We start from the raw sequence: 26,560 nt of genomic DNA on the forward strand, positions 1-26,560 counted from the left end.
TTTCAACTGAAAGGAAGCTATGTGTCGGAGTAAATGCTTGCGCCCTCCGGAGGGCGCAAGCATTGCGCCCCTACATTGACGGGGCTACTTTGTTGATCTACGAACGAACGTTTTGGAGATTTTATTTTTTGGAGTTCCCTTATTTGAATCAATCCTCAGATCCATTGGGGGGATTAAGCTTGCAGGACCTTTTCACCTCGGCAAGCTTGTTTAACGGGGAGTTCGATCCAAAACTCTGTTCCCTGACCCGGGGTGGAAATACACTGAATTTGACCCCCATGCTTTTCTACGACAATTTGATGACTAATAGATAAGCCTAGCCCGGTTCCTTTTCCTACGGGTTTGGTCGTAAAAAAGGGATGAAATAGGGAGGAGAGGACCTCTGAACTCATGCCCGCGCCATTATCAGAAATTTGAATCACCAGCCGTTCACCCTCGCTCAGGTGAGTGCGAATGTGAATCGTGGGAAGGAACTCATGCGGACTAGAAAGGTCCGAGGAGCGCACCTGTTCTTCCCCTAATCTCCACTCTTCGTTCTCTTCACCCCAATCTCCCCGTTTCATTTCTAAAGCATCGATCGCATTTCCAATTAAATTCATAAAGACTTGATTGAGCTGACAGGGAAATCCTTCTATTGTTGTGATTTTGCCATAGTCTTTAATGATATTAATGGCGTTGCTTTTACCATTGGCTTTGAGGCGATTTTGTAAAATTAACAACGCGCTTTCGATGCCTTCATGAATATCTACTTGCTTCATTTCTGCTTCATCTTTCCGGGAAAAATTCCGTAAAGACAGCACTAATTGGTGCATGGAATCTGACCCAACTTTAATTGAAGACAAAGTTTTGGGTAAATCATTTTTAACAAAATCAAAATCAACTTCTTCGAGATATTCATTTAGGCTTGGGCTAGGATGCGGGTATTCTTGTTGATACCGTTCGATGATTTCCAGCAATTCTTGAACATAGGCGATCGCATGATTGACATTGCCATAAATAAAACTCACGGGATTGTTCAGTTCATGGGCGACACTGGCTAGGAGTTGGCCTAAACTGGACATTTTTTCGCTCTGAATCAGGCGGTCTTGGGCGTTTTTTAACTCCCCTAGGGCTTGTGCTAATTCAGCGGCTTGAGAACGAGCGCGGGTGGTTGCAATCTGGCTTTGACGATAGAGTTCCGCTTGCTGACGGGCGATCGCCTCTTGTTGGCGGTTACTTTCGAGTTGATATTGACTGACGATGGCATCTAAGTCATCGAGCAACGGCCCACTCGCGGCATCCAGGATGTAACGCAGATGGGGATTTTCTGGGGTAAGTTCCCCATCGGCTGTGGCGAGTACCTGATTAACTGCCGCAATATAGGCTTTAATTTTCCGGTCTAAATTGAGCGGGGGTTCAAAGTACATGGATTTGACCGTTGGAGAGGGATGTCCCGGTAATTGCAAGGCTGCATCCCCATAGATCAGTCCATGATGGGATTTTTCCATCAGGGTGATGGTTTCACGCAAAGCCGAACGCCATTGTGTTCTATCTTCCGGTGTCTGAGACCGCTCTAGTTGCAAGGCAAAAAGTGCGGTGCGTTGAGACAGCATTCGCTGGCGACCACTGATATTGACTACTGCCGCATTAATTTCTCGCATAGTTTGTATCTCAGCCATCTGAAAACAGTTGGTCAAACCGAACACGGCTTTTGACTCCACATCTAATAAATAGATCTTTCTTCTCCTCCAGCAGGACTGACCCATTACGTTTATATTTTTAGAGGTGATTCGTGAATCGCCCCTACATTTAGGATCAGCTCGGAGAATAGGCGTTAGTCCTGCCCTCCATCTTTTTTATGCCGATTCAGAGAATGAGTTTGTAGTTGAAGTTACAGACTTTTCATCCGATGCTATTTTTTGTGTTAATTTATGTATTTTTTACATGACGTTTTTTAAAGTTGTTCAACACCTAACAAATTCTCACACATCCCCGAGACAATCGCACCTAAGTCCGGAGCATCGGCGAGATGACATCGGTTGCTGGAGAGCCAGCAACCGCAAGGGGAATTAACTGGCTCCCCCCATCAAAGACGGAATCACATCGACTGCCGGATCCGCTGACCGCACTTTTCCCCCTTGCCGGATGGGAATGACAATCCGAAACTCGGTCCCCTGACCGGGTTCAGATATACAAGAAATAGAACCGCCATGCCGTTCTACCACAATTTGATAGCTAATCGATAGTCCCAAACCAGTTCCTTTGCCTTCAGGTTTGGTCGTGAAAAAGGCTTCAAAGAGCTGCTGCCTGACTTCAGGTGTCATTCCGGGTCCATTATCAGCCACGCGAATGACGACGGCCTCATCCCGCACGACTTCCGTGCGAATCCAAATGGTCGGCAAGGGTAATTGATATACAGGAAGGGGAGATTGAGACAAATCCTGGTCCGATAAGGATAGTTCCCCGGTTCCACCGCCGGTTTTTTTCCGCTGGCGATCGCAGTTCTCTAAGTGATGTCCATTTCCCTCGGCAGAATTGCTGCTGTTCCATTTGCCTGTCATTTCTTCTAAGGCATCGATCGCATTTCCGATCGCATTCATAAACACTTGATTGAGTTGACTCGGATAACATTCCACCAAGGGTAGATCTCCAAATTGTTCAATCGTGGCGATCGCGCCGCAATAGGGATTTGCTTTCAGGCGGTGATGCAGAATCAACAAGGTACTTTTGAGCCCTTCGTGAATGTCGGTGACTTTCATCTCCCCGGTATCAGCGCGGGAGAAGTTCCGCAGCGATCGGGCCAATTCCCCAATCCGTTCGGCACCCACTCGCATGGAGGAAATCATTTGAGGCAAGTCTTCCAGGAGGTAGTCTAGTTCAATTTCCTCCCGATAGGCGCGAATCTCTTCGGGGGGTTCCCCAGAGTATTTTTCGTAGAGTCCCAAGAGTTGCATCAACTCTTGCAGATACTTAGTGGCATAAGAGAGATTCCCATAGATAAAATTCACGGGATTATTGATTTCGTGCGCGACCCCGGCCACTAAAGACCCCAAACTGGATATTTTTTCGGTTTGGATCAGTTTGGCCTGGGTCTGTTTGAGTTCGTGCAGGGCGGTTTTCAGCTTGGCCGCTTGGGCGTTAGCGGCAGTGGCGGTAATACAGCTTTGGTCATAGAGTTTGGCCTGATCGATGGCGATCGCAATTTGCATAGCCACATCTTGGAGCAACTCTACCTCACTTTCGGTCCAAGGGTGAGTGGAACTGCCATGTAGACAGACCAAGGCACCTTTTTGTCCGGAATGGGTTTGTACTGCCACAGCCAGTAATGAGCGGATAGAGCTTGCTTGTAACAGGTCCCGACTTTGGGAGTCCAGTTGGCGATCGGCGATCGCGTCATCGATTTGCAGGAGTTGAAGCTGTTGCAGGGCCTTCCCCAAAACGGGAATTTCTGCCAGGGGGTTATCGGTACAATCCTGGGACTGCCTGGGGTCCTGGGCTTCCTGACTTCGTTCGTAATTGGGGGGATGTGAGTCTGTATTATACCATAAAAACTGACAACGGTCAATGGCCAGGAGATGGCGAATTTCGCTGACTGCGGTTTTTAAAATGGTGTCAATATTGAGTGAGGTATGAATTTGACTAGAGAGGCGGCGCTTGAGGAGTTCCACCCGCGATCGCAGTTCTCGAAACCGGGTTTCCGAGGCCACCAGTTCCTGTTGAGTGCTTTCTAGACGTTCGTTTGTCGCTTTAACTTCCGCCATTGCCATCTCAAGCTGACGGGATTTTTCTTCCATTTGACAACTATATTGAATCGCCTGGGATACCTCCCCCAGCATCTCGATCGCCACGGCAGAGACATTCTCACTCATGGTTTCTATGCCCAACCAAGGCAGAGGGGCGATCGCATCCGGCGTTTCCCAGACAATTTTAAACTGTCCGTTCGGTAAAATTTCTCCGATTCGACAAGTTTTACAGATATGATTATTCGCCTCAATTCGCACCAATCCCCCCGGTGCTTCAAAAGTTTGATTGTAGGCTGCTTTCCTCACCTGTTCTACATCAAAAGTCCCGGCTTTTTCAACCGATTGTTTCCACAAATAAACTTGTGTATAAGCCGCTTCAATCGGGTCGCTGGTGACCCGATTTTTGCCATACCGGGCCTGAAAATTTTTGACAAATTTTTGATTTTTGGGCGTATTAACACTTTGAAAATAACTCCAGGTCGCATAATGTCCCGTTGCCGCCTCCCCAATCCGGCGCACTTCATCTTCGGCGACGCTCACTGCCAGAATCGGCAGTTCTGCTGCGGTAATTCCCGCTTCTCGATATTGGTGATAAAAGGCGATATTGCTATCCCCATTTAAGGTGTTAAATACTAAGTCCGCTTGACTCGCTTGAATGCGAGGGATGATATCTCGAAAATCTTGTTCCCCCAACAAAATGTATTCTTCTCCCACAATTTCTCCGCCTTGTTGTTTGAGATGAGCGCGGATAATTTTGTTAATCGTCCGGGGGAATACATAGTTAGAGCCAATTAAGTAGATGCGCTTACCTTTATTGGCGATCGCCCAAGTGAGAGCGGGTTCCACTTGCTGATTCGGACAGATGCCGGTGTAGAAAATGTGCGGAGAAGATTCGAGTCCTTCATATTCCACTGGATACCAGAGTTGGGCATTAAACTCCTCTAAAACGGGTAGAACAGCTTTACGAGAGGCGGAAGACCATCCCCCAAAAATAGTGACCACTTGCTCCTGTTCGATGAGCTTGCGAGCTTTTTGAGCGAATTCGGTAGGTGAAGATGCGCCATCTTCAATCACGGGTTCGATAGGTTTTCCCAGTACACCCCCAGCGGCGTTGATTTCGGCGATCGCCATCAGTTCCGCATCTTTTAGGGATGCTTCTCCAATTGCCATCGTTCCACTCAGGGAGTGTAATATTCCCACTTTGACGCTGGACTCGCATCGGTTCCCGGTCTCGCTCGTTTTACTCATGGCTGACTCTTCAAACACCTCGATGTTCTGGACTATGCCGCCACTGATTTAGGCGGCTCAGGTTTGCTGGTTGCTTGCGCTCCATTGTCTCAAACTTCACCTAATTTACGAAGAATACCTCTTGATGCTCCTCTAGAAATTCGCGGCTGACTTTCATTAGATATTTTTCTCTCCTCTCGATTAGACTAACTATTTTTCTGCGGTAGGTTTCTGCACCCTGGCTCTGAAGTTTGATTAGCCGATATCGCTCAATTTACTGAATTTTATCTCTAACTCCTGCTCAATTTCAATCAACTCTCCCTCCCACTAGGACTGAGGGATGCGATCGCTCAACTAAAACCCGTTTAAATAGACCCTAATAACCATGACGTAGAAAAATTCTCATCCTTATTTTTTTATTTTACATAATTTTATCAAGTTTCTGGACCGAGTTTTGGAGATAAACCCAATTCAGGTCCCGATTTTTCCAGCCGGTTTCTTTACCCTGATATTGGGTGGGTTTTTAACAATGTTTTCAGCTTTTAGGGACAGAAAACCGTAACCATTTATACGCTTTATCAAAACTTATAAAAGCAGGGCGAAGAAAACTCTCCCTTGAAGGGGAATAGACTAAATGTTTGAACCCCATTACACACGAGAGTGTTGGTTTTTAGAATGGGGAGGATGGGGGAGATGGGGGAGATGGGGGAGATGGGGGAGATGGGGGAGATGGGGGAGATGGGGTTCATGTTTGTAGTAACGACTTCAGTCGTTGCTCTCGTGTCATGGCAGACGCCATGACACGCACCATGAGCGAAGCTCCAGCACCCACATAGGCAGGTGGTAGACCTACAATTGCTCGTGTTATGGCTGAAGCCATAACACGAGAGCAACGACTGAAGTCGTTACTACGAACAGGAAGAAACGACTTCATATCAAATCCGCTTGGTAAAAGTCGGTTTTCGCTTTTAGCCCGCGCAGGCGGGCTTCGTCCGTATAGCCCCACCCTTTAGGGTGTGGGGTTTTACAGACCTTTGACAACCGGATTCCGTATCAGTCGGGAGGTTAAGCATCTCCCCATCCTCCCCATTCCCCCCATCTCCCCCATCCTCCCCGGTAAACGACACCAAACCCAGTAGGGAGGGTTTCAAACCTCTTCCTCGAAGGGGAGATCAAACAGGGGCGTGCAGATGCCGTCTTTGTTTCTGCCATTGAGGAGATAGACGAGCATTTCCCCTTTCCCTTTAATGGGGATAGGGCCTCGGCACTCGAAACAGTAGCTAGATTGTAAAAGGGCATAGGTCGTACTAGAAACCTGAATGCGTCCAGGAACCCCGTGAGATTCCATGCGAGAGGCAATGTTCACCGTATCGCCCCAGAGATCGTAGATAAACTTGTGAGTTCCGATCACCCCAGCGATCGCCGGACCAGAATGAATACCAATCCGCATGGCAAAAGATTCGTGACATTTGCGATTAAAATTCAGGATTTCCGTTTGCATATCCAGGGCCATTTCCGCGATCGCCGAAGCATGATTGCGACGCTGCACCGGCAGACCCCCCACCACCATATAGGCATCCCCAATCGTCTTAATTTTCTCTAGCCCATGTTTTTCTGCGAGGCGGTCAAATATGGTAAAGATTTCATTGAGCAGTTGCACCAATTCCGTGGGAGAAATCCGTGCCGCTAACTTAGTAAAGCCGACCAGATCGGCAAATAAGACCGTCACTTCCGGAAAACTCTCGGCAATGGTTTGGGTATCTTCCTTGAGACGTTCGGCGATCGCCTTGGGCAAAACGTTCAGCAACAGACGTTCCGACTTGGCTTGTTCCACCTCCAATTGCTTAAACGCTTGCTGCAACTGGGACGCTTGTTCCGCACGAGCTAAGGCCAAAGCTTCAATTTCCGCAGTCCGGGAGACCGAAGTCAGCAGATAGGTGACCGGAATATGTGTCCACAAAAAGCCAATAATCAGCACCGCCCAAGAACGCCAGTGTCTGCGGGATGCCTGATATTCATCCGTAGGCCAGATATAAAATGCCCAAATCCGTCCATTTACCTTGATTTCTCGCCGGATCGCCCGGTCGTTGCCGTTGACGAGCATCACCGCCCGAACGCGATCGCGCTGATTCTCCAAGGGTTTGAGGGGGCATTCCGATGGCACATCCAGAGCAAAAGGTTCCGTGGCACTTTTTGAGGTGACCAGTTCTGTGGATTCAACGAAAGTAAGCAAGGGATAGGCGGGGCGGGAATCCTGGGGAGTCCCTGTTCCTGGAGTTTCATCGCACAGGTACAAGTTAAACTGGTTGCCTCTAGCTCCAGCGAGTTGGAACAGATTGTCCACCTCCACCCACCCCACGACAAACCCGCGTAAGGGTTGCACGGATTCCGAACTGAGCGGGAGGTCCTGAGCGAGGGTGTAGCGAGTGGAGAGAGCATTCTCGTAGACGGGGTGAACCGCTAAAAATCCCGGTTGCGATCGCGAACCCACGGGCCACTCTAGGCGCTCGCTGACCACCAATTGTCCCATCTGTGCCGCTCGTTTCAGAGTGGTTTGGTAGGTGGGATTGGCGGCGAAGTCAAGGCCGGAGGTTTTGGGGTTTTCCTGGTGGGGGGCAATATAGGAGATGGGAAAGTATTCGGCAACGCGATCGCGCCGGACGAAACGGCCTGGAGCGATCGGTTGTGTAATCATAAAATTCCGATCCGTTTCCATCGCCATGCGCTCCTCATAACCCTCGCGATCGGCATCCTCCACCCGCTCCACCCAGGCGACGATAGACACGGTAGAAGGGTTTGACAGGGGACGTTGCACAAACTGCTCAAAGGAGTCGAGATCCACATTTTGCGCGGATTGAAAGAAGTCCGTAATGGTGCGAATGACTTCCAAATCGGCATCGATTTGCTGCTGCAATCGACCCGTTAAAACGTCAATGCTCCGATTTAATTCATAATCCCGTCGCCGATTTTCCCACTCCCATACCACCGTGAATCCGATTATAGTGAGTCCAACCCCCATCCCAAAGATGATGGCAGCAGGAAGATAGCGACTCCAGGGTATTTTCGGCTTTTTTGGCATAGTTGCCTCAATATGTTTGGCATCGATGTCTAATTCTCGACGCCCGAGAGCATCGATGTGATGAATCGTTTTACTGGGGAATGAGCATCCGCTCTCGTTCACCTGAAATATCTGGTTTTCTGTAGGTTTTGTCGGAATAGCTGTTTCCATCCCCCCCCTTGTGCATTTACCCTGACTCTGAGAGTAGGCGGGCAATTCCACGGCAGTTTATACCGTAACATATTCCTTTAGATAGAGAGACTATTCCCAACTTTCGGCTCAATTGAACGAAAACCCAAACCCACAATTCCCAAAGTCAACCCAAGTGAATAGGTGGGTTCTCCCCCTTGCCTCTCCCCCTCGATCCTTCCCCATCCTGTTCAGATCAAACCGGACTTTAGCTTAAACCCAAGTTTCAAGAATCAACCTTGATTATTTTCACCCCAAGAGCGAATAAAAAACCCGGGTTCTAGGTTGGGATGCCTTAGTCTAAATCCACCGATTTTATGTGAGTTCATAGCAAAATCGGGCTGCAATTTTCTCCCGTTCCCCAGAATTTTATAGATTATATAACCGGAATCAGGTTTCGAGAAAAACAGCCCGGATAGCCGGAAATACCTGAACTCTAACGGGGGAGCAATCACCCCAAGAAAATTGCACCCCCTGGCGAAATCTCCTCAGGGGGTTCCCCACAATCTAACGGGGGATGCGGCCCAGGCGGATCCCGAAGGTGAATCCCCCCGGTTAAGGCCAAAAATCCCCGGTTAAGGGACCGAAAAGGGCTGAGGGTTAGGTTCATCGATACATCCCCCTCGTTCCGTAGCGGTGGGGACGACATTCGGCAGGACCTGCGGAAGTAACAACTTCTCTGAAATCCACCCCATATTACTCGGTCGGACCCGGACAGGGGGTGGCGCTACCGGGGCTGAAGCCTCCTCACTGGGGGTTTCAGAGGCCCCTTCAGCCCCAGAAACTGGAGCGGGTGCAGTCCTCGGGGATTCCACGGGTTCTGGGGTCGAGCAAACTTGGACTTGGACCCAGGCATCTGGATCGCTAACGGCCTGTTGTTTGCCCATCACCAACAAAACACTGCCACCGGGAATCAACCCCAGTTCATTTCCAGGGAGGGCCTCCCCTTGTCGCCTCAACAAAACTAACTCCCCATCCTCTGGCGCTTGAGCCAGTTGCAGGTACTGCCCCGGTTCTATGGTGGCCTGTTCTGTGATGTCCGGAATCGGGAGGGAGTCGGGATCTGTGGGGTTGGGGTCTTCTGGCTGCCCCAAGGATAAATCCGCGATCGGATTCTGCCATCTTTCCTGGGTGAACAGGAAACCCGCTACGACGCCGACACCAAGCAACAACAGGAGTCCCAGTAACAGGGGCACATTGGAACGTTTTGGCGGTGAAGGGGGTGGCAACTCCGTCGGTACATCGTCGAGGTTGAGAGTGTCCGGATTCTTCTTCGGGAAACCCGTCGGTTGAGAGTCTTCTAGGGGGTCTGCGGGGGGGACGGATTGGAGTTGTGCCACCAACTGACGGGGGTCGAGTCCGGCAGAGCGAATGGGTTCTACCTTGCAGTAAACCAGTCCCACGGTGACGTTATCATGGCCGTTATGAAAATTACCAATATCAATTAATTTGGTGACCGATCGCAACACGGGGAATTCCCCGGATAAAATCGGCAGGATTTCTGTTTCCCAGTATTGCTCCACCCGGTCATTGTCGCTCAATCCATCGGAACAGAGCAGGAAGGCGCTATCCTCATCGATGATAAAACGTTGGACTGTGGGATGCAGCACCGAGGAAGCGCCCATCCCTAATGCCTGAATTAAAGACCCGGCTGCTCCTTGTTGTAAGGCATCCCGATATAGGGAGTACCCCAAACGGACCTCCCGAGACGCGACATCATCATCCAGGGTGACTTGTCGGCACCCGGTGGAGGTAATCCAATAGGCGCGACTATCCCCAATATGATTGATATAAATTTCATGGCGATGGGTCAAGGCCATGACCAAGGTGGTTCCCATGCGCTGCCGCGCTTGGCGCTGTTCTTCGTCATTGCGACTGGCGATGCGATCGTTGGCAATCCCCACGGCACGTTCGATCTGCTCCACGATCCGGTGGGGTGCGCTTTGGGTATTTTCGGAAACGAGGGATTCCAGATGTTGTTGTAAGGTTTCGATCGCCAGATTAGAAGCGACATTCCCCCCTTCATGTCCCCCAATGCCATCACAGACGATCGCTAACCCACTGGTATCTGAGGTGGCACGGCTGGTTCCACTCGGAGGATAGCAGGCATCTTCATTCCGGCGACGAGTCGGCCCGCGATCGGTCCCGGTGGCAATGTAATAGGTGCGTTTGTACAGCTCTCCACACAGGCTCAAACCCCGGTCTAATAGCTCTAGCAGTTGCGATGGGGTTTGGACCTCTCGGGTCCTGAGCATCTGGCTGAGTTGCTCTAGGTAGGGGGCGATCGCCAGATGCGCTGTCTTGGCCCAACTCAACCACAACTGACCCAATTCAGACAGGTCCGGCGTGGTGGCATCCCTGGGCAATTCCAGCAGGCGCAGCCAGGACCCTTCCACCCGGAGCAATCCCGGATTCAGCAAACTCCCCGCCACTCCTTCCTTTTTCAACGGATACCAGAGTTGAGCCATCTGCCACAACCAATTGAGCTGGCGCATCGGCGAGGCATCCGCCCAGCAGTCGGTGAGTAACGGCATCAGTTGGGCATGGACTGCCTCGGGGGGTTGTCCTTTGCGGAGTGCCACCATTGTCCCTTCGGGATAAATCGCCGTTTCTTCTAGTAACCAAATATCCCGATTCGGGTCGTTCCCTTTCGACGGCAATCGACCATAAACCTGGGGCAAGTGCAATCGCAGGGGAAACAGTTTGAGATAGGGAATAATCTCCCCGGGCATCTCGACTGGCATCTCCGGCAAGACCCCGGGTTTGGTATCGACCAGAATCCGATCCTCCTTAACCCAATAGCGATCGGCTAAGATCTCCCCCGGTTGATAACTCGGACGACCCGTTCCACCCACTGCCCATAAGTAGCGTTTCGGCAGGGGAGTGCCACATTTTTGACAAAATTTTTGGGTCTCCGGGTTAGGAGACTGACAAGTAAAGTTGGGACAGTAGATTATGGCCGATGGTTTGTTCATGGGGATTCCTCGCGCCTGGAAGCTGTTTTTAGTCAGCCGAATATCGGCAATATTATCTCCTTACTATGGGCGCTTTTGGGGGAATAGATTGATGACTCGATCCATGATAGTTGTATCCTATGTAGGTCAGCCCTGGTTCAAGCGAGATCGCTCAACCTAAGTGCCAATGTCCGATTTTAGCTTTTTTCTGACCGTTTAGGGCGTTTATGACTCGCCTTTGAGTCAGCAGACTCCCAGGAGACTGTCCAAGGCTTACCCGAATTGGCTTTGGTTGTACTTTGCCTGTCGGAAAACCCCCTTGTTAACCCCTCAATCAGGAATTCTCCCATACCCATTTCTAGACAGTCTACCTGACTCTCCCATTGGTGTTGGATTGAGCGGGGGCTTGTGCGGCGCTTTACAATTACTGCTATAGATGTTGTATTGATTTTAACTACCCTGGCATATTAGCTATGATGCTCAAGTCAACGACCCGTCACATTCGGATTTTTACGGCAGAGGTGCAAGATAATGAATTTGCTCCGAGTCCAGACTTATTAACCCTTGATGTGGATCCGGACAATGAGTTTAACTGGTCGGAACCGACGTTACAGAAGGTTTACCGCAAGTTTGATGAATTGGTTGATTCTTACAGCGGGGAAGATTTAACGGAGTACAATTTACGCCGCATCGGTTCGGATCTGGAGTATTATTTGCGATCGCTCCTCCAAGAGGGTGAACTCTCCTATAACCTCAATAGCCGGGTCCAAAACTACAGCATGGGTTTACCCCAAATGGTCTACGAGGACCAGTAATCTCCCATCCGGTTCTGCTCCGATGGCAAACCGAGGCCCCAGGTGGGTCTTGTCGGGTTACTCTCCATAGAGAGTCGGGACAGTCCATAAACTGTCCCGCCTACAGATTCAGATTCCCTCCTAAAATTCCGGTGCAGCCTGGATCCCGGTTTACCGGAAAGCCTCCAGGCGGTAGGGGTTTATTCTTGTGGCGGTGAGCGACTCCTCCCCCATCTCCCCCATCTCCCCCATCTCCCCCATCTCCCCCATCTCCCCCATCTCCCCGATTATTCCGGTGAGGGTGCGCTAATCATCCCCTGAACCTCTTGCAGGTCAATTTGGAACTGGTGAGCGATCGCCTCCATTACCTGCTGTTCTTGATCGGTGATGACCCCATCGATTTGAGCAATTCGATAACATTGGGCTAACAGGGGATAGGCAAAATCGCGATCGAGCAGATTCAACAGTTCCGCCAAGGGGACTGGATGCTCAATCTCGGCCTCGATCGCCTTCAGGGAGTCTGTACTAAAGTTTAATTGCTTTAATTCCGGCAAAATCTCCGCCCAAGAGGTATCCGGACGGGACGCCAAAATCTGATGAATCAAAATCCGGTCCATCACATCTTTTTGGGCGATCGCCCGTTCCAAATACTCCTGATTCTCTTCTACTAATGCTTGAGTCGTCGCCTCCTGAGTCAACGGATTCGTCTTCGCTTCATAAAAACGACAGGCGGCATATCCCAATCCATACAACATCACTGCATTAGAACTCGCCCCGATCGCCATCCCCGCTACTGGCAGGTTCCGCAACACTCCTAATCCCCCTTTCAATGCCGCTGAACCCCCCAGGGACAACCCAAAAATCGCTAACACTTCCCCGCGACGCGCCGGATCTTTTAAATCCATCTGATAGGCACCAGCAATCTGATAAACCATTTCTGCCTGTAATGCGGTAGTTGCTACGACATCCACCCCCAACAGGGCTAGGGCCAGTCCTGGGATAATACTACTGACCAATCCAATCCCCCCGGCATACAGGGATTTCTCCACCATGATCCGGTGGGCAATCTCATTGGGGCTTTCATCCGGATACTCTTGCTGCAACTTGCGAACTTGGGCTTCAGCTTTCTCGACATCCACTTGCCCGACTAAATTCAGCAGCCATTGGGCCCTAAAGACTTCAGCGAATTTTTTAACAACCGGGTTCTCTCCAATAAATGAGAGGGCTTTTCCTGTTTCTAAAGCCGTGCGATCGAACAACTTGATCGATTCTTTGGTCGCGGTTTCGGCAGTCTTAGCGGCATTTTGAGTCACGGATTTTCCCGTTTCCGAGGCCCACTGGCCGGCTTGTCCTGCGGCTTCTACGGCGCTGGCGCTTACAGAAGCCACATCAAAGGCAACTCCCCCGGTGTCTCCTTGGGCGATCGCCCCCACAAATTCGATGGTTTCTGCCACTTTATCCACCGCCACCTTACTCACTCCCAAGGCGGTTTTATTAATATTTTCTTGCACATCTCCCACTGCTGACCCCACTTGTTGGCAGGCTGAGTTTTTGGATTTGACTTCTTGTTCCTTGAGTTCAGTTTGTAGATGATTAGGTTCGGTTTTCATTTTTTATCTCCAGTTTTTATGATTATTACTTTGGATTAAAACGGGAACATCTCAATTTTGCCTAAAAACCAATCTGACCTCTCCCCAGCCCTCTCTATAGAGGAGAGGGAGAATAATCCCATTTTTTATTGCTCTTAAAGGGGGGAATTTATCTCTTTCTCCCCCTTCCCTTGTAGGGAAGGGGGCTGGGGGGTTAGGTCTCTTGAAAAAGGGGTATCCACAAAGAAGGTGAGCGATCGCCTGGATCGCTCACCCTTCTGTGTTAGCAACTTAGACGATTCCCACCGGGGTATTGGGTTGCGCCGGTTCCGGTTCATTTAAGCCGATCCGTTCTTGGTACATCCGAGCCAAGCGACGCTCTGCCTTAGCCAGGTCCCGTTCAATGCTACTAAAAATCATCGTGGACACCGGGTCGGTAAACTGGACTTGTAATTGGAAACAGTCGATCGCCCCGGTTTGAATATCCCCCAAGGCTTGACGCAAAATGCTCATATCATCTCCAGCCGGTAAAGCGTTCATGAAAGAAGCGAAGGCCCCAGCGGCCATTGCTGGTAAAAACAGTTGTTCTCCCAGGGTTCGCAGGCGGCTTTCCAACAGTTCGAGATGACTGACTTTTTCTTCCCCAATCTCCAACAGCAGCAATCGAGTCGCGCTATCAGTGGTGATGTCAGCATAATGTTTAAAGGCTTTGTGGCTATAGCGTTCTCCCGCCATTGCCTGATTTAATCCGGCGATAATTTCCTGACGGGTTGATCCCCCCCAGGCTTCGGCAAGCTGCCACCATTCTGCGGAACTGTCGTGGCGATCGGGCAGGGATTGGTCGGGAATGCTCAAATTCAGCCTGGAGAGAATGGCGGTGGTGAAAATGGCTAAATCTCCCGGTTGCCGAGAGCAGATCAGGTTACCATCGGTGGTTACGGCTTCATCAATATAGGTGGCACCGGCATTTTCCATATCTTTGCGGATGGAGATAAAGCCGGTGGCACGCCGTCCCCGTAGTAAGTCGGCTTCGATGAGGACTTGGGGTCCGTGGCAGACGGCAGCGATTAATTTGCCCAAGGCAGCCGCTTCTTTAACGAAGGCGATCGTGTTGGGGTTGGTTCGCATTTTATCCGGTGCGCCACCCCCGGGAATGATCACAGCCTCGAAGTTTTGTGCGCGGGCTTCGGTGGTGGTCCCATCGGGTTGAATGGAGACTTTCCCTTGTTGCCCCTGATAGGTTTGATTCATCCCGGACCCGAGTACAGAGACTTTGGCCCCGGCTTGTTGCAAGGCTGTATAAGGAATTTGAAATTCTGAATCTTCAACTCCTTGTTCAATCAGGATGGCGATTCGGGGTATGGGGTGTGAGTTGTTGGTAGACATAAAGTTAGGTGGTGCTTCATTAGGTTTGCAGGGTCAATCAAAAGTGAGATAAACGCACTTTTGGTTTTATCTTTAGGGTTTATTATTTTGTGAGGAAGACCGGAATCATCAAATATAGCAGTGAGTGGAACCCTACCCACGGACTGGACGCCCTCGGGGGACAGGGTGAGCAGACAAGGGCGATCGCCAAGGTGTCGAAACCTTGCCGGAGAAATCGGGGCTTTCTCCAGCCTCGGTTCGACTCTTGGCAATCTGTGAGATTTAGTACAGGTACATACTCCCGTTGGTATCAATCCTCATGTTGCCGATGTCCGAGTCTAAGTTGTAGGCTTCATTCAGATAAATCCGAATCTCTCCCGGCGCAATAATTTCGGGTTCGGCGTGAATCAGTCCCCCATCCGATCGTACAAAGGTGACCGTTAAGGGAATTTGCAGATCCATCAGCATAGCTTCATCGCCTCCGCCCAGGGTCCGTTCGTCGGTCTCACCGATCGCCTGGTAGGTAACCCAAGTATTTGTACCATTGATGATTTCCACCGCAACTGGCTCATTTCCCGGCCTCACGTAAGCTACGGGATCTAGCACGTTCCGGGGTAGAGGCATCGGTTGTGCCTGAGCCTGTAATTCGTTTTGTTTAGTGGGAGTATTCTGAGCAACGCCTGCGATGGGGAAGGCGACGGCTCCTACCAAGAGGCTACTCAAAACTGCCCCTAATAATCCCTGATTTTTGCTGTTGAATAAGTTGGTAAACTTCATAAAATACCTCCAAAATTGATTGATTAAAAAATAAAGTCTTTAAAAAGGGTGCGATCGCCTGGAAACTGAGTGGCGAGTTCCTTGAGATGACCCTTGGTTCATCCTGATGGGATGGAGGGCAATTCCCCCACTGCCTCACCGGATTGAATAAATAGGACAAGAGACCGGGTTCCTGGACCTTTCTTTGCTACTCGATCCGCACCAATTCAGTGAAGAAACCCGGTTTTTTTCCCTCATCCTGCAACGATGATGTTTTAGATGGAGAGCAGGCCCATGCCATTGTCTAGACTCTTCGACCTGCTGACTAGGGGTAATTAACCCGCTAACATACTGCGAAGCATCCAAGCATTTTTCTCATGAATTTGCATCCGTTTGGTCAGCAAATCCAAGGTGGGTTGATCATTGGCTTTCTCTAAAAGAGGCAGCATTTCCCGGGAGGTGCGGACCACGGTTTCTTGCCCCTGGACTAACAAGCGAATCATTTCTTCCGCCTCGGGAATTCCCTCATTTTCTTGAATCGAAGTCAGGTTAGAAAACTTCCCATAAGTAGCAGGAGCCGGAAACCCCAAAGCCCGAATCCGCTCGGCAATTTCATCTACAGCCAGGGCTAATTCTTGGTACTGCTCCTCAAACATGAGATGCAGGGTGCTAAATAGGGGTCCCGTGACGTTCCAGTGAAAATTATGAGTTTTTAGATAAAGGGTATAGCTATCCGCCAACACGCGGGATAACCCTTGAGCAATTTCTTCCCGGGTGTTGTCGTCAATCCCGATATTGACGCCGATCGGATTTTGGCTTTTGGCAGACATTCCTAGGGTAGCTGTCATTCTTAATTCCTCTAATGATTAGACTGATTGACTGGGGTTTTGAAAAGTTTAGAGTATAAATTGGGGGGGGGGAAACGGATGTTTCCCCGTTGCGACTTAAATGATGCCTGGACCTTTTCCACGGCGATCGGCTTCCATCGTCAGATTGCCGTCCTCGTCATTGTGATGGACTTCGTTATATTCGCGAGTACGTTCCGCTTTGAGGGCTTCTTCTTTTTCGCGCAAGTCACCGGGCTCATTCACATACATTTCGGGTTCGATCGCATAGTTATTCACCAACCCTTCTTGGTCTACGGTGAAGCCATCCCGGGTATGATCCGGATTTTCATGGGGTTCATCGGCGTTAGAGGGAGCTTTCATAAACTTGTTACCCTCACGCTCTTTGCGCGCTGCCACTTCTGCCGGAACCATTTCGCGGTCATAATGCACCGTTTCTTTTACAGGTTCCGTGGCGTTCTTGTTAACGGTTTCTTTGTTATCCATTTTTTGTCTATCCATGAGTATTTCCTCAATCTTTTATTTAGTCTCTTTCAGCTTATCCGGTAAACCCCGCTGAATTAAACTATCAATAGGAGTAAGTTTCCCTCTACTCCTATTGATAGAGAGATTGAGAAAATCCTTTCCCTGTCTCCGTTTATTAGAGGAGTTCAAGTGCAAAACCCATAGGGGATAGCCCCTAGAATTAACCGATGCAATTTTTGACGACCCTTTTTTTTAACTGGGATGGGTGTGTTCATCCCCAACGGCGATCGCATTTTCCGTGGGAACGATGCGGGATCCATATCGGTTGGCATAAACCTGGGTAAACTCGGCCCCAAAAAATAAAATTTGCGCCGAAAAGTTAACCCACAACAATAAAACGACTAAAGAACCCGCTGCACCGTAGGTCGATCCAACGGTACTATTCCCTAAATACAAGCCAATTAAAGTTTTACCCACGACAAAGAGTAAGGCGGTAACGATCGCCCCTAGCCAGACATCAGACCAACCAATTTTGACATCGGGTAAGACTTTATAAATCATGGCAAACAAGACCGTAATCACCCCAAAGGAGAGCAAGAAATCTAACACTTGCCACAGTCCCATCAGCATATCTGGAACCAGATGGCTAAAGTAGTTTCCAAATGCAGCTAAGGCGGCACTGAGGATGAGGGACACTAGCAGTAAAAACCCGATGGTGAGAATCATGGCAAAGGATAAAAAGCGGTCTTGGATAATTCCTTTTATCCCCCGTCCCGGTTTGGGTTTGACGTTCCATATCGTATTGAGAGAACCCTGGAGTTGGTTAAACAGTCCCGTGGCCCCAAATAGCAGGATACCCACACTGATTAGGGTTGCCCAAATACCCGACCCGGTTTCCCGGGTATTTTCAATCATGGTTTCGATGATTTCTGCGCCTTCGGTGCCGATGGTCCCTTGAAGTTGCCGGACAATTTCACCTTGGGCGGCTTCTTGACCAAAGATGACTCCAGCTACGGCGATCGCAATAATTAAGATCGGCGCTAAGGAGAAAATGGTATAATAAGACAATGCGGCAGCCAATCGCCCTGCATTATCTTTCTGCCATTCGGAAAATGACAGTTTTAACAGCCTAAATAGTTGCTTGATTTTTACCATTTTTGGTCCTTGTTTTTAGTAAAAAATTTTTTATGATTTGTTTAATTTAAGCAGTCTTCATCGGAACAACTCGGTTTAATAATAAATGGGATAATTTATGGAGAACTCGTCCCGATCTGCCCGGTTGGAGTCCAGGGGGGATAGGGTTTTATTAAAATAGGGTTTAGATAGCTCACTCGCTAACTAAACCCTGTTAATCAATCCCGAAAAGTTATCGAGTTTTACCGATTTACTGAGCTGGGGAATGGGGGTCCAGGAGTTTTAGACCCTGCCAATGGGCATCAGTTGACTGTCGGATTTCTCCCTCCCGGGACGGAGAAAAATTTACGAATTTAGGGGCTGACAATCAATCTGCCACTTTTCGGGACTGTTCCCCAAGAGAAGCACTGCGGGTTAGCTTTGGCCTAGAAAGGGGGAGATGGAAGACTTGATATGAATCAAGTACCCTCTGGCTTCAAAGGCATTGGCGATCGCCCTGCCCAAGTTGAGGCAGTTTAGCCGCGATATTCCGAAGATTAAAACTATCTAGTTCTTGACTGAGGAATATCTTTAGCTTACTAGACCCCAGGGGAGCTATACCTCTATCCAAAGGTAGATCGATTCGGGGATTGCCGGTTCTCTAAAAAACCAAAGGCGATCGCAGAAACACTCCCGATTCCTCAGCCTCAAATCCCTCCCTAGCCACCCCTAACCCCTACAATTATCCCACTAATCCAGAGCGCAATGCCAAAACTGCGGCTTGGGTGCGGTCATTCGCACAGAGCTTGTTTAATATATTCCGAACGTGCGTTTTCACCGTACCCACGGTGATGTACAGCTTTTCGGAAATTTCAGCGTTATTGTATCCTTGAACAATCAGTTCTAAAACTTCTAGTTCTCGTTCCGTCAGAGGATAGGCTTCGATAATCTGGCTATATTCCGGTTCCGGAGCCTTAATCGTGACCGTTTCTTTCTTCTGAGAACCTAGGGTGGGTTGGGTATTCGTCGAGCGGGCTTGCTTGAGGACAATTCCGGCGATCGCCGGATCAATCCAGGAGTTACCTTCATAGGTGAGGCGAACCACTCCCAGCAATTCCTCAAAGCTAATATCCTTCATACAGTAAGAATCCGCACCGGCAGCAAATGCAGCCAGAACCGCATCTTCATTATCCTGAAAGGTCAAGATCAAGATTTTAGTTTTGGGATTGTGCCCTTGCGCCGCTTGTGCTTGTTGCAGTCGCTGGGTCACTTCAATTCCATCAATATCCGGTAATCCAATATCAACAATCCCAATATCCGGCTTTGTATCCATCAGCAATTTCAATCCCGAGGTGCCGTTGGCAGCATCCCCGACAACGACGATTCCATCAGATTGTTGCAAAGCCGTTCGGATTCCTATCCGAGTCAGGTCATGGTCTTCAACTAAAGCAACGCGAATTTCACTCATCTATTAAAAAGGGTCTCAACCCCGTCGTTTACAGCGAGAAGTTGGAGAGTTTTTTTCAGGGATCTCATCCCGGGAACGCTCCGAAACCCGTATCTGCCACTTCAAACACCGCGACTCCCTCCCATGTCTGCTAAACTCGGGCATTGCTACAGTTTTAGATCCCAGGGACAAGAAACCAGGTTTTTGGGCCTTTATTGGGTCCTTTCAGGGCAAAATTTTTCTGAAAAACCTGGTTTCTAACCAATACTGTACCGGCGTCCTAGGGCGTATTCTTCAATACTGTACTCAGGAACGGCGTGATTGGCACTCTTGGTGCATTTTAGTCCGGATGGTTATCCGAAGCCCCTTCCAGTCAGTAAGGGTGCTGACTTTGGATATCACTTTCCACAAGGGAAAACAAAAGTTTAACAATATTGGGCCACGTTTGTGATGACCCAAATGGTCAAAATCAATCGGATGCCCGTACAGAGGAGGTCTCTCAAACCAGTTTATCAAAGTGCTTCCCACTCTGGGGACCTTTTCCCTGGCGGGTCGTTTCCCCCTGCTGATTCTTGCCAAAATTCCCCTTCTCAATAGCTCAATAGGCTCTGGGTATCCCCGTGGAGATCGGCCCCGAGGGAAAGAACCCATGGGGTTTCCAAATGATTGCCGTTCCACTCTAGGAACTGGCCTGGATTGAAGGGGAAAACTCCGTGTTCCCTTAGCCCTCATCCCTGGGGTTCCTTGATTCGGTTCAAGGAATACCTTGATTCTAGTCCGACCCCATGAATTCGTTTCCTAGAGCGAATTCCACCTATTGATAGAGGTAGTCAGTATCCGATCGAGATACATTTATATTATCTAACACTATAGTTATTGAGTCCTTTTTGGTGTTAAGCATCGCCATTAAATTATTTAAGTTGCAATGGAGAAGGGATTCCAAAATTGCTGTAACGGAGGTCTCTAAACTTTATTATTTTATCAACTTTCTGGAGGGTCCTGGCTAATTGGACCATTGAGATGTTCCGAGTAACTGCTCGATTTTTATCCCCAGGGCGGCCATTTATATCGATCGCGGGAAGTACAGTCTTAATCCCTCCTTCAAAAGATTCCTGTTTTCGAGCCGGTGGCGATCCTTGGGGGGTTCGATGTCATCCGCCAAGGATGCCCGAATCTCCCCGGGCGATCGCCACCGCACCTTTTCCCTTTACTGGCAGTAGGATTCGGGGGTTCTCAGAACAAGTAGTGGGGGCAAAACTTTCCCTAGGTCTGAGCTTTTCCTGCCCCTTCTTCCTGATAGCACCTCCCGCCGACTGTTCCGAGTCAATGTCCTTAAAGACCCTTGCGAAAGAGGTTCTTGGGCAATTATAACGTTTATCTTAAGATTTTATCAAATCCGCCTAAAGGACTGGTCAACGCTTTAAACAGATTGATACTCTGGGGATGAATTGACCTCAATTCATGTATGATATTCCCCTTGCCCTACCCAGGTTTTCTCTCGCTCAAAACATTTTATTTTAACGGGCGATAACTTTCCTTAATTTTATCTTTAAAACCCTGAAAAGCCACAGTTCAATTCCGATGAAACTATCACCCAAGCCCTCAAATAGACCCACAATTGATAAATTTTTATGACTATCGGGATGGAGTCAAGCCAAATGAATAACCCTACCAATCCTCAATTTAATAATCGAAGACCTCGCCACTATTTAACCCCTTTCAACCCACCGCAGCAACCCTCGGTAAACGATTTACCCATGCGGGAAGCAGCTTCAGCGATTGGCCTGGGGGGACAAATCTTGTGGAAAGCCGATGCGATCGGGACCATCACTGAATTAAACCCGACCTGGCAAATCTATACGGGGATGAACCCGGAGGTTTCCTTGGCCGGGGGCTTTTTACAAGCCATCCACCCGGAAGATAGACCCCTTTGGCACCTTGTATTATCCCCCCAAGACACCCCTACTGAGCTCACCCAAAAACGCTTAGGGGTTTCGGTTTGTGAAATGGAACTGCGCTTATTAGGAAGCGACGGTATCTATCGATGGATGCTCGTCCAAGCCCTTCCCCTTGGGGGTAACAAGGGCGAAGTGGTGGGATGGCAGGGAACGTTTACAGATATCGATCGCCTCAAGCAAACCCAACTCCAACTCCAAGAAAAACAAGAATTCCTAGAAAATCTCATTGCCTCTTGTTCAGAGGCGATTATTGCTGGGGATGCCAATGGAAGCATCCAAATTGTTAATCAAGCAGCCCAAGAATTATATGGATTAGCAGAACAGAATCCCCCGCAGAACACCCCAGAATCCTGTCCAACCGGGGAAAAACTCTCAGGGACATCCGCCCCCTCCGGTTCAGGGAGGGGGGTTTCTATCGGTAATTCCCAGAACAATCTTGGGGCTGTAAAACCCAGATCCACGTCCCCGGAAACGTTGCCCCTATGGGAAGCCTTACAGACGGAAACGCCATCAGAAAAAGAATTAGTAGTCACGCCTAAAACGGGAAAACCCCGGATCATGCTGGCTAATAGTCATCCGATTTTTAACCCCGGAGGCATCAAATTAGGGGCGGTGACCCTGATGCGGGATATTACAAAACGCAAACAGCGCGAACAAGCCTGTTTTAGCCTCTATGCAGAAACTCAGGAAGAAGTTCGTCTGCTCAATGCTCAACTGAGCGAACGCGATCGCCAACTCCCTGCGAATCTCCCTACCTCACCCCAGTCCAGGGCACCGGAATCCCTGGATGATGAAGACTTGGAGACTCAACGACTGTCCCCCCTAGAAAATGAAAAGGATTTCGCCCAACTCTTCCAAACCCTAAATTTAATTACCCCCTATCATATCGCCGGTCTTATTTGGGACCAGTCAGGGGAATTGCAAGGGGTGATGAATTGCCATCGCCTCTTGGCTGATTCCCTGTGGGAACGGTTAGAAAGCCTACTGCTGAAAGCCTTCCCGGATCGGACTTGGCGATCGCCTTCCCCGGAAGCGGTGGTATGGTCCATTGCCTTACCAGAAGAGGAAAACTGTCCAGTCCCGGTCACCGAACTGGGGTCTGTGCTGTTATTTCCGGTGATTGGGAAAGGCGATGCTCAAAAGGTGGGACTGCTATTTGTCGTCCCTGAAGGGCGATCGGCTTTGAATGCCTATGAGCTAGGTTTGCTAGAAGGAATGCTTCAGCAAGCATCAGAAACCCTGGAAAAGCTGTCTCCCGAATGCTGGGAACACTCAACCGATGACCCGGGAAATACCTCCGGCGATCGCCCAGAACCCTCATCCCAGAACCGCACCCACCTCGTCACTGGAGCCGAAAAGACCGATCGCCATAGCCAATCCCATCGCGATCGCTCTTCCGCTGCCTCCGCATCCGAGCAACCCACAAGGGAGAAACCCGCTTCTTCCTTCTTATCCAGCTCTGTCAAGGAGACTCATTTCTCTCCATCCCAGAACCGGACAGGAAAATCTTTGCTTCTGGATGGGAGTGAAACGCTCGCTTTGAACCAGCACCGCCAACCCACCCCAGAGGATTGCTCACAGAGCGTTTCCTCATATTTTGGAGCCTCACCCTCTCCCCAAAACTCTCCAGACCCCCAGGAGAACCCAACTCAGGAGAATCCAAGGGTCCAGAAAAACTATCCCGGTAGAGATAGGGAGCGCCTGCACGATAGCATTCACTACCGCACAGAGATGGAACGGGGTAATTCCCCTGGAAACAGGTCAGAACCGACCCTTAGTGAAGGACCGGGTGAGCCTCAAGGGTCCGACAACACCCCTGGGGACGAAGGGGTTCTGATTTATGATGCCGATGGGATTCTCACCACCTGCAATCCCAGTGCCGAACGAATTTTAGGCTTAAACGTTCGGGAGTTGATCGGACGCTTTTATCAAGATGCTGGCTATTCCAGCATTTTCCTCGACGGTTCACCCGTGGAAGGCGATCGCCATCCCGTCGCCATGACGTTCGAGACGGGAGAACCGCAATGGAATATCATCCTAGGAATTTACCAACCCGATGACACCCTCACCTGGGTCTCCCTCAACCTCCAGCCCTTATTTGATACCGATTTTGACCAGGAGGAGCGCCATCCTTGTACGGTGATTGTCTATCTCCAGGAGATTGACAATTTGACAGAAGCTCAAGACTATCCGAGGGAACTCAATGACCCCAAATATCAGTTCATGGTCGAACAGTCCCAGGACTTAATTGCTCGCCATAGTCCCGAGGGACTTTATCTCTATGCCTCTAGCGCTAGTCGTTCCCTGTTGGGATATGAACCCGAGGAACTGGTGGGTCAAAGTATTTATGGGTTCGTTCATCCCGAGGATGTGACGACCGTGAACCGCTTTTTTGCTCGCTTAACTCGGGAATCCCCAAGCGATCGGGTGACCTATCGCCATCGGTGCAAAGATGGGACCTATATTTGGTTGGAAACGACTGTGGGATCGGCCCATAACCCTGAGTTAGGGAGGGAATCGGAAGCGATCGCCGTTTCCCGCGATATTACCCCGCGCAAGGAGAAGGAAGAAAAAGTTGCCCTGGTCAATCATGACCTAGAGCGCTTAGTCCGCAAGCAAAGTCTGGAACTCGAAAACGCAAGACAACTCAAAGATGAATTGCTCCTGCGCGAACAGTTAGCCCGCAAAGTGGCGGAGGCGGCGAAGACCCTCCTGAGTGCGGAACGCCAGCGCATTGCTGAATCCCGCTCCTTTTTAGCGGAAGCGACTACCCTACTTACGGCATCCTTGGATTACCAAACGACCCTGGAGAATTTGGCGAGACTGCTGGTGCCTCGGTTTGCCGATTGGTGCGCGATTAATGTCATGGAAACTGGCACTAGACCCCTGGGGTCCTCGGACGGAGACTATCGTTGTGTGACCGTGGCTTGTTTGGACCCCTCGAAGCAATCGACGGTTTGGGCCTTACAAAATCGCTACCCGGTTGATGGCGGTGGTCGCTACAGCTATTTGCAACAACTGAACGAGATGCGCCGTTCCCAGTCGCGCTCAGACTGGGGAGAACGGCAGAATGGGACGGAGTTTTGTTTTGGGATTACGGATGATGAACTGGCCGCAGTCGCTCAGGATCCAGAACATCTGGAATTGTTGCGATCGCTTGATGTTCAGGCGTTTCTCTGGTTGCCGATTTGCTTCGGCGATCGCACTTTTGGCTCCATTCTCCTGGTGCGTGGCAATCAGCCGAGTTCTCGTCGTCTTCGTTTAGAAGAGGATGCGACTTATAGCCAAAGTGACCTGTCTCTGGTTGAAGATTTGGTCCGTCGCGGTGCCATGACCCTGGAAAAGGCTATCCTCTACCGGGAAGCTCGCGAGACTGGAGAAAGCCTTCGCAAGACGGTCTGCATTTTAGGTGAACGGCAACGGCAGTTGCGGACTCTCCAACAGTTTGCCAATTTGCTCAACCAGCGGATTGCGGATTTACCCCGGTTGTTACAACTGATGGTAGAAGCCGTCTGCGAGGCTATCCCCAAGGCCCAGTTCTGTCTGATTGTGCTTCACGATCGCCCCCAGGACCGCCTGGAATTAATGGCGACGGCAGGCACTGGGACCCAAAATTTACCCATCGGAATTCCTTTGAAAACCAAGGATTCTTTACTGTCTGAGGTGTTTGCTACAGGTCAGTCTCTGTTGCGATGCCATTCTCTCGATGGTCTGACTACGGATTCCGAGACCGAAATTCTCCCTGGGGAGTTACCGGCTTGTGTGTATGCGGTGCCGATTGAGTCGGCGCGTGCAGGGCGCTTGGGGGTACTCGCTGTGGGCAATTGGGAAGATTTGGCGGCGTTTGAGGTAGAGGACCTCCGTCAAATGGTCACGGCGGTGGGGGAACAAGCGGCGATCGCCATTAACAATGCCCGCTCTATCGAAATTTTAGAGGAGCGCGATCAACTGTTACAAGCTCAAAATCATACTCTGGCTTGTCAAAATCAGGAACTAGAGGCGAAACGTCAGCAGATTGAACGTCAAAACGGCCAACTCCGGGAGGCATCTCGCCTCAAGTCTGAGTTTTTAGCCACCATGTCTCACGAACTGCGGACTCCGATGAATTCAATTCTCGGCTTTTCTCAGGTCCTGTTGCGTGGACGCCGCCATCCCTTGCCGCCTCAGCAAAAACAAATGGTGGAGCGAATCCTCAATAATGGTAAGCACTTGCTCGCTTTAATTGATGATATCCTCGACTTGTCTAAAATTGAGGCGGGTCATTCTGAACTGAAGCTAGAAGAGTTTGAAGTCGATTTATTAGTCAGTGCCACCTGTGAGGAATTGCGACTGTTTGCCCAACATAAGAATTTAACGTTGCAGTTTAATTCCACTTTGGATAATCCCCGGGTTGTGGGCGATCGCTTACGCTTGCGACAGGTGGTTACCAATTTGATTTCCAATGCGATTAAGTTTACAACCTCGGGCGGGGTGGAAGTTTTAGTCTCCAGTCCCTCCCCCGACTGGGTGGAAATTCTGGTCAAGGATACCGGCATCGGCATCCCTCCTGAACAGCTTAATCATATTTTTGAAGCCTTCCGCCAAGGCGATCAAACCACCACTCGCGAATATTCCGGGACTGGCTTAGGGTTGGCACTGAGTGACTCTTTAGTTCGCCTGATGAAGGGGACGATTTCCGTCAAAAGTCAGCTAAATGAAGGTTCGACTTTCTCGATTCAAATCCCTCGCTCTATCTCAGAAGTTGATTAGGACCATCCCTTCATTAAAATTCCCCTGGAGATAGCCTGTCTAAGTCCTGATTTTTAGACAATTGAGGAGTGGGAGCATCTCAAGAATCAAAAGAGACCTAACCCCCCAGCCCCCTTCCCTTTTAGGGAAGGGGGAGAAAGAGGGAAATTCTCCCCTTACCTTAAGAGCAATAAAAAAATTTTCTTATTCTCCCTCTCAGCAATCAAAAAAATTTTCTTATTCTCCCTCTCCCCTTAGGGGAACTCCAAAAAATAAAATCTCCAAAACGTTCGTTCGTAGTGAATGCTCAACGAAGTCAATGTAGGGGCGCAATGCTTGCGCCCCAGGGG

Annotated in this window: 13 protein-coding genes; 2 read left to right on the plus strand and 11 right to left on the minus strand. The window is 49.8% G+C overall.

Annotated features, from left to right (window positions below):
* Positions 1 to 173 precede the first annotated feature (173 nt).
* The 4 genes from NG833_RS15275 to NG833_RS15290 form a co-directional block, all read right to left on the minus strand.
* On the minus strand, positions 174 to 1,640 hold the full coding sequence (locus NG833_RS15275) for an ATP-binding protein (RefSeq protein ID WP_254566144.1): 1,467 nt from the start codon (positions 1,638 to 1,640) through the stop codon (positions 174 to 176).
* Between the two features lie 408 nt (positions 1,641 to 2,048).
* Positions 2,049 to 4,970 (minus strand): urea ABC transporter substrate-binding protein, encoded by a 2,922-nt coding sequence (gene urtA, locus NG833_RS15280; RefSeq protein WP_254566145.1) that lies wholly within the window; start codon positions 4,968 to 4,970, stop codon positions 2,049 to 2,051.
* A 1,126-nt stretch (positions 4,971 to 6,096) separates the two neighbouring features.
* A complete protein-coding gene (locus tag NG833_RS15285) occupies positions 6,097 to 8,178 on the minus strand; it encodes an adenylate/guanylate cyclase domain-containing protein (protein WP_254566146.1) in 2,082 nt (693 codons plus the stop codon).
* A 593-nt stretch (positions 8,179 to 8,771) separates the two neighbouring features.
* The gene (locus NG833_RS15290) at positions 8,772 to 11,171 is read right to left on the minus strand and encodes a PP2C family serine/threonine-protein phosphatase (RefSeq protein ID WP_254566147.1); all 2,400 of its coding nucleotides are present in this window, start codon (positions 11,169 to 11,171) and stop codon (positions 8,772 to 8,774) included.
* Positions 11,172 to 11,623: 452 nt separating this feature from the next.
* Here NG833_RS15290 and NG833_RS15295 point away from each other — a divergent pair, with 452 nt between their 5' ends.
* On the plus strand, positions 11,624 to 11,965 hold the full coding sequence (locus NG833_RS15295; protein ID WP_254566148.1) for an NAD(P)H-quinone oxidoreductase subunit M: 342 nt from the start codon (positions 11,624 to 11,626) through the stop codon (positions 11,963 to 11,965).
* Positions 11,966 to 12,231: 266 nt separating this feature from the next.
* Here NG833_RS15295 and NG833_RS15300 read toward each other — a convergent pair whose 3' ends face one another.
* The 7 genes from NG833_RS15300 to NG833_RS15330 all read right to left on the minus strand — a co-directional run bounded on the left by NG833_RS15300 (position 12,232) and on the right by NG833_RS15330 (position 19,545).
* Positions 12,232 to 13,554: a hypothetical protein gene (locus tag NG833_RS15300; protein WP_254566149.1), complete on the minus strand. Its 1,323-nt coding sequence runs from the start codon at positions 13,552 to 13,554 to the stop codon at positions 12,232 to 12,234.
* 270 nt (positions 13,555 to 13,824) lie between these two features.
* On the minus strand, positions 13,825 to 14,919 hold the full coding sequence (locus NG833_RS15305) for a DJ-1/PfpI/YhbO family deglycase/protease (protein WP_254566150.1): 1,095 nt from the start codon (positions 14,917 to 14,919) through the stop codon (positions 13,825 to 13,827).
* Positions 14,920 to 15,180: 261 nt separating this feature from the next.
* A complete protein-coding gene (locus NG833_RS15310) occupies positions 15,181 to 15,675 on the minus strand; it encodes a hypothetical protein (RefSeq protein ID WP_254566151.1) in 495 nt (164 codons plus the stop codon).
* Positions 15,676 to 15,989: 314 nt separating this feature from the next.
* Positions 15,990 to 16,502 (minus strand): Dps family protein, encoded by a 513-nt coding sequence (locus tag NG833_RS15315; protein WP_305884995.1) that lies wholly within the window; start codon positions 16,500 to 16,502, stop codon positions 15,990 to 15,992.
* A gap of 96 nt (positions 16,503 to 16,598) precedes the next feature.
* Positions 16,599 to 17,000, minus strand: coding sequence for a hypothetical protein (locus NG833_RS15320; RefSeq protein ID WP_254566152.1), 402 nt, complete (start codon positions 16,998 to 17,000; stop codon positions 16,599 to 16,601).
* Between the two features lie 216 nt (positions 17,001 to 17,216).
* A complete protein-coding gene (locus NG833_RS15325; RefSeq protein ID WP_254566153.1) occupies positions 17,217 to 18,119 on the minus strand; it encodes a YihY/virulence factor BrkB family protein in 903 nt (300 codons plus the stop codon).
* A gap of 700 nt (positions 18,120 to 18,819) precedes the next feature.
* On the minus strand, positions 18,820 to 19,545 hold the full coding sequence (locus NG833_RS15330) for a response regulator transcription factor (RefSeq protein WP_254566154.1): 726 nt from the start codon (positions 19,543 to 19,545) through the stop codon (positions 18,820 to 18,822).
* 1,637 nt (positions 19,546 to 21,182) lie between these two features.
* On the opposite strand from NG833_RS15330, the gene NG833_RS15335 reads away from it, so the two are divergent.
* A complete protein-coding gene (locus tag NG833_RS15335) occupies positions 21,183 to 26,231 on the plus strand; it encodes a PAS domain S-box protein (protein WP_254566155.1) in 5,049 nt (1,682 codons plus the stop codon).
* Positions 26,232 to 26,560: the final 329 nt, after the last annotated feature.

It is taken from the genome of Oscillatoria sp. HE19RPO, from assembly GCF_024220515.1.
Classification (GTDB): domain Bacteria; phylum Cyanobacteriota; class Cyanobacteriia; order Cyanobacteriales; family Laspinemataceae; genus Laspinema.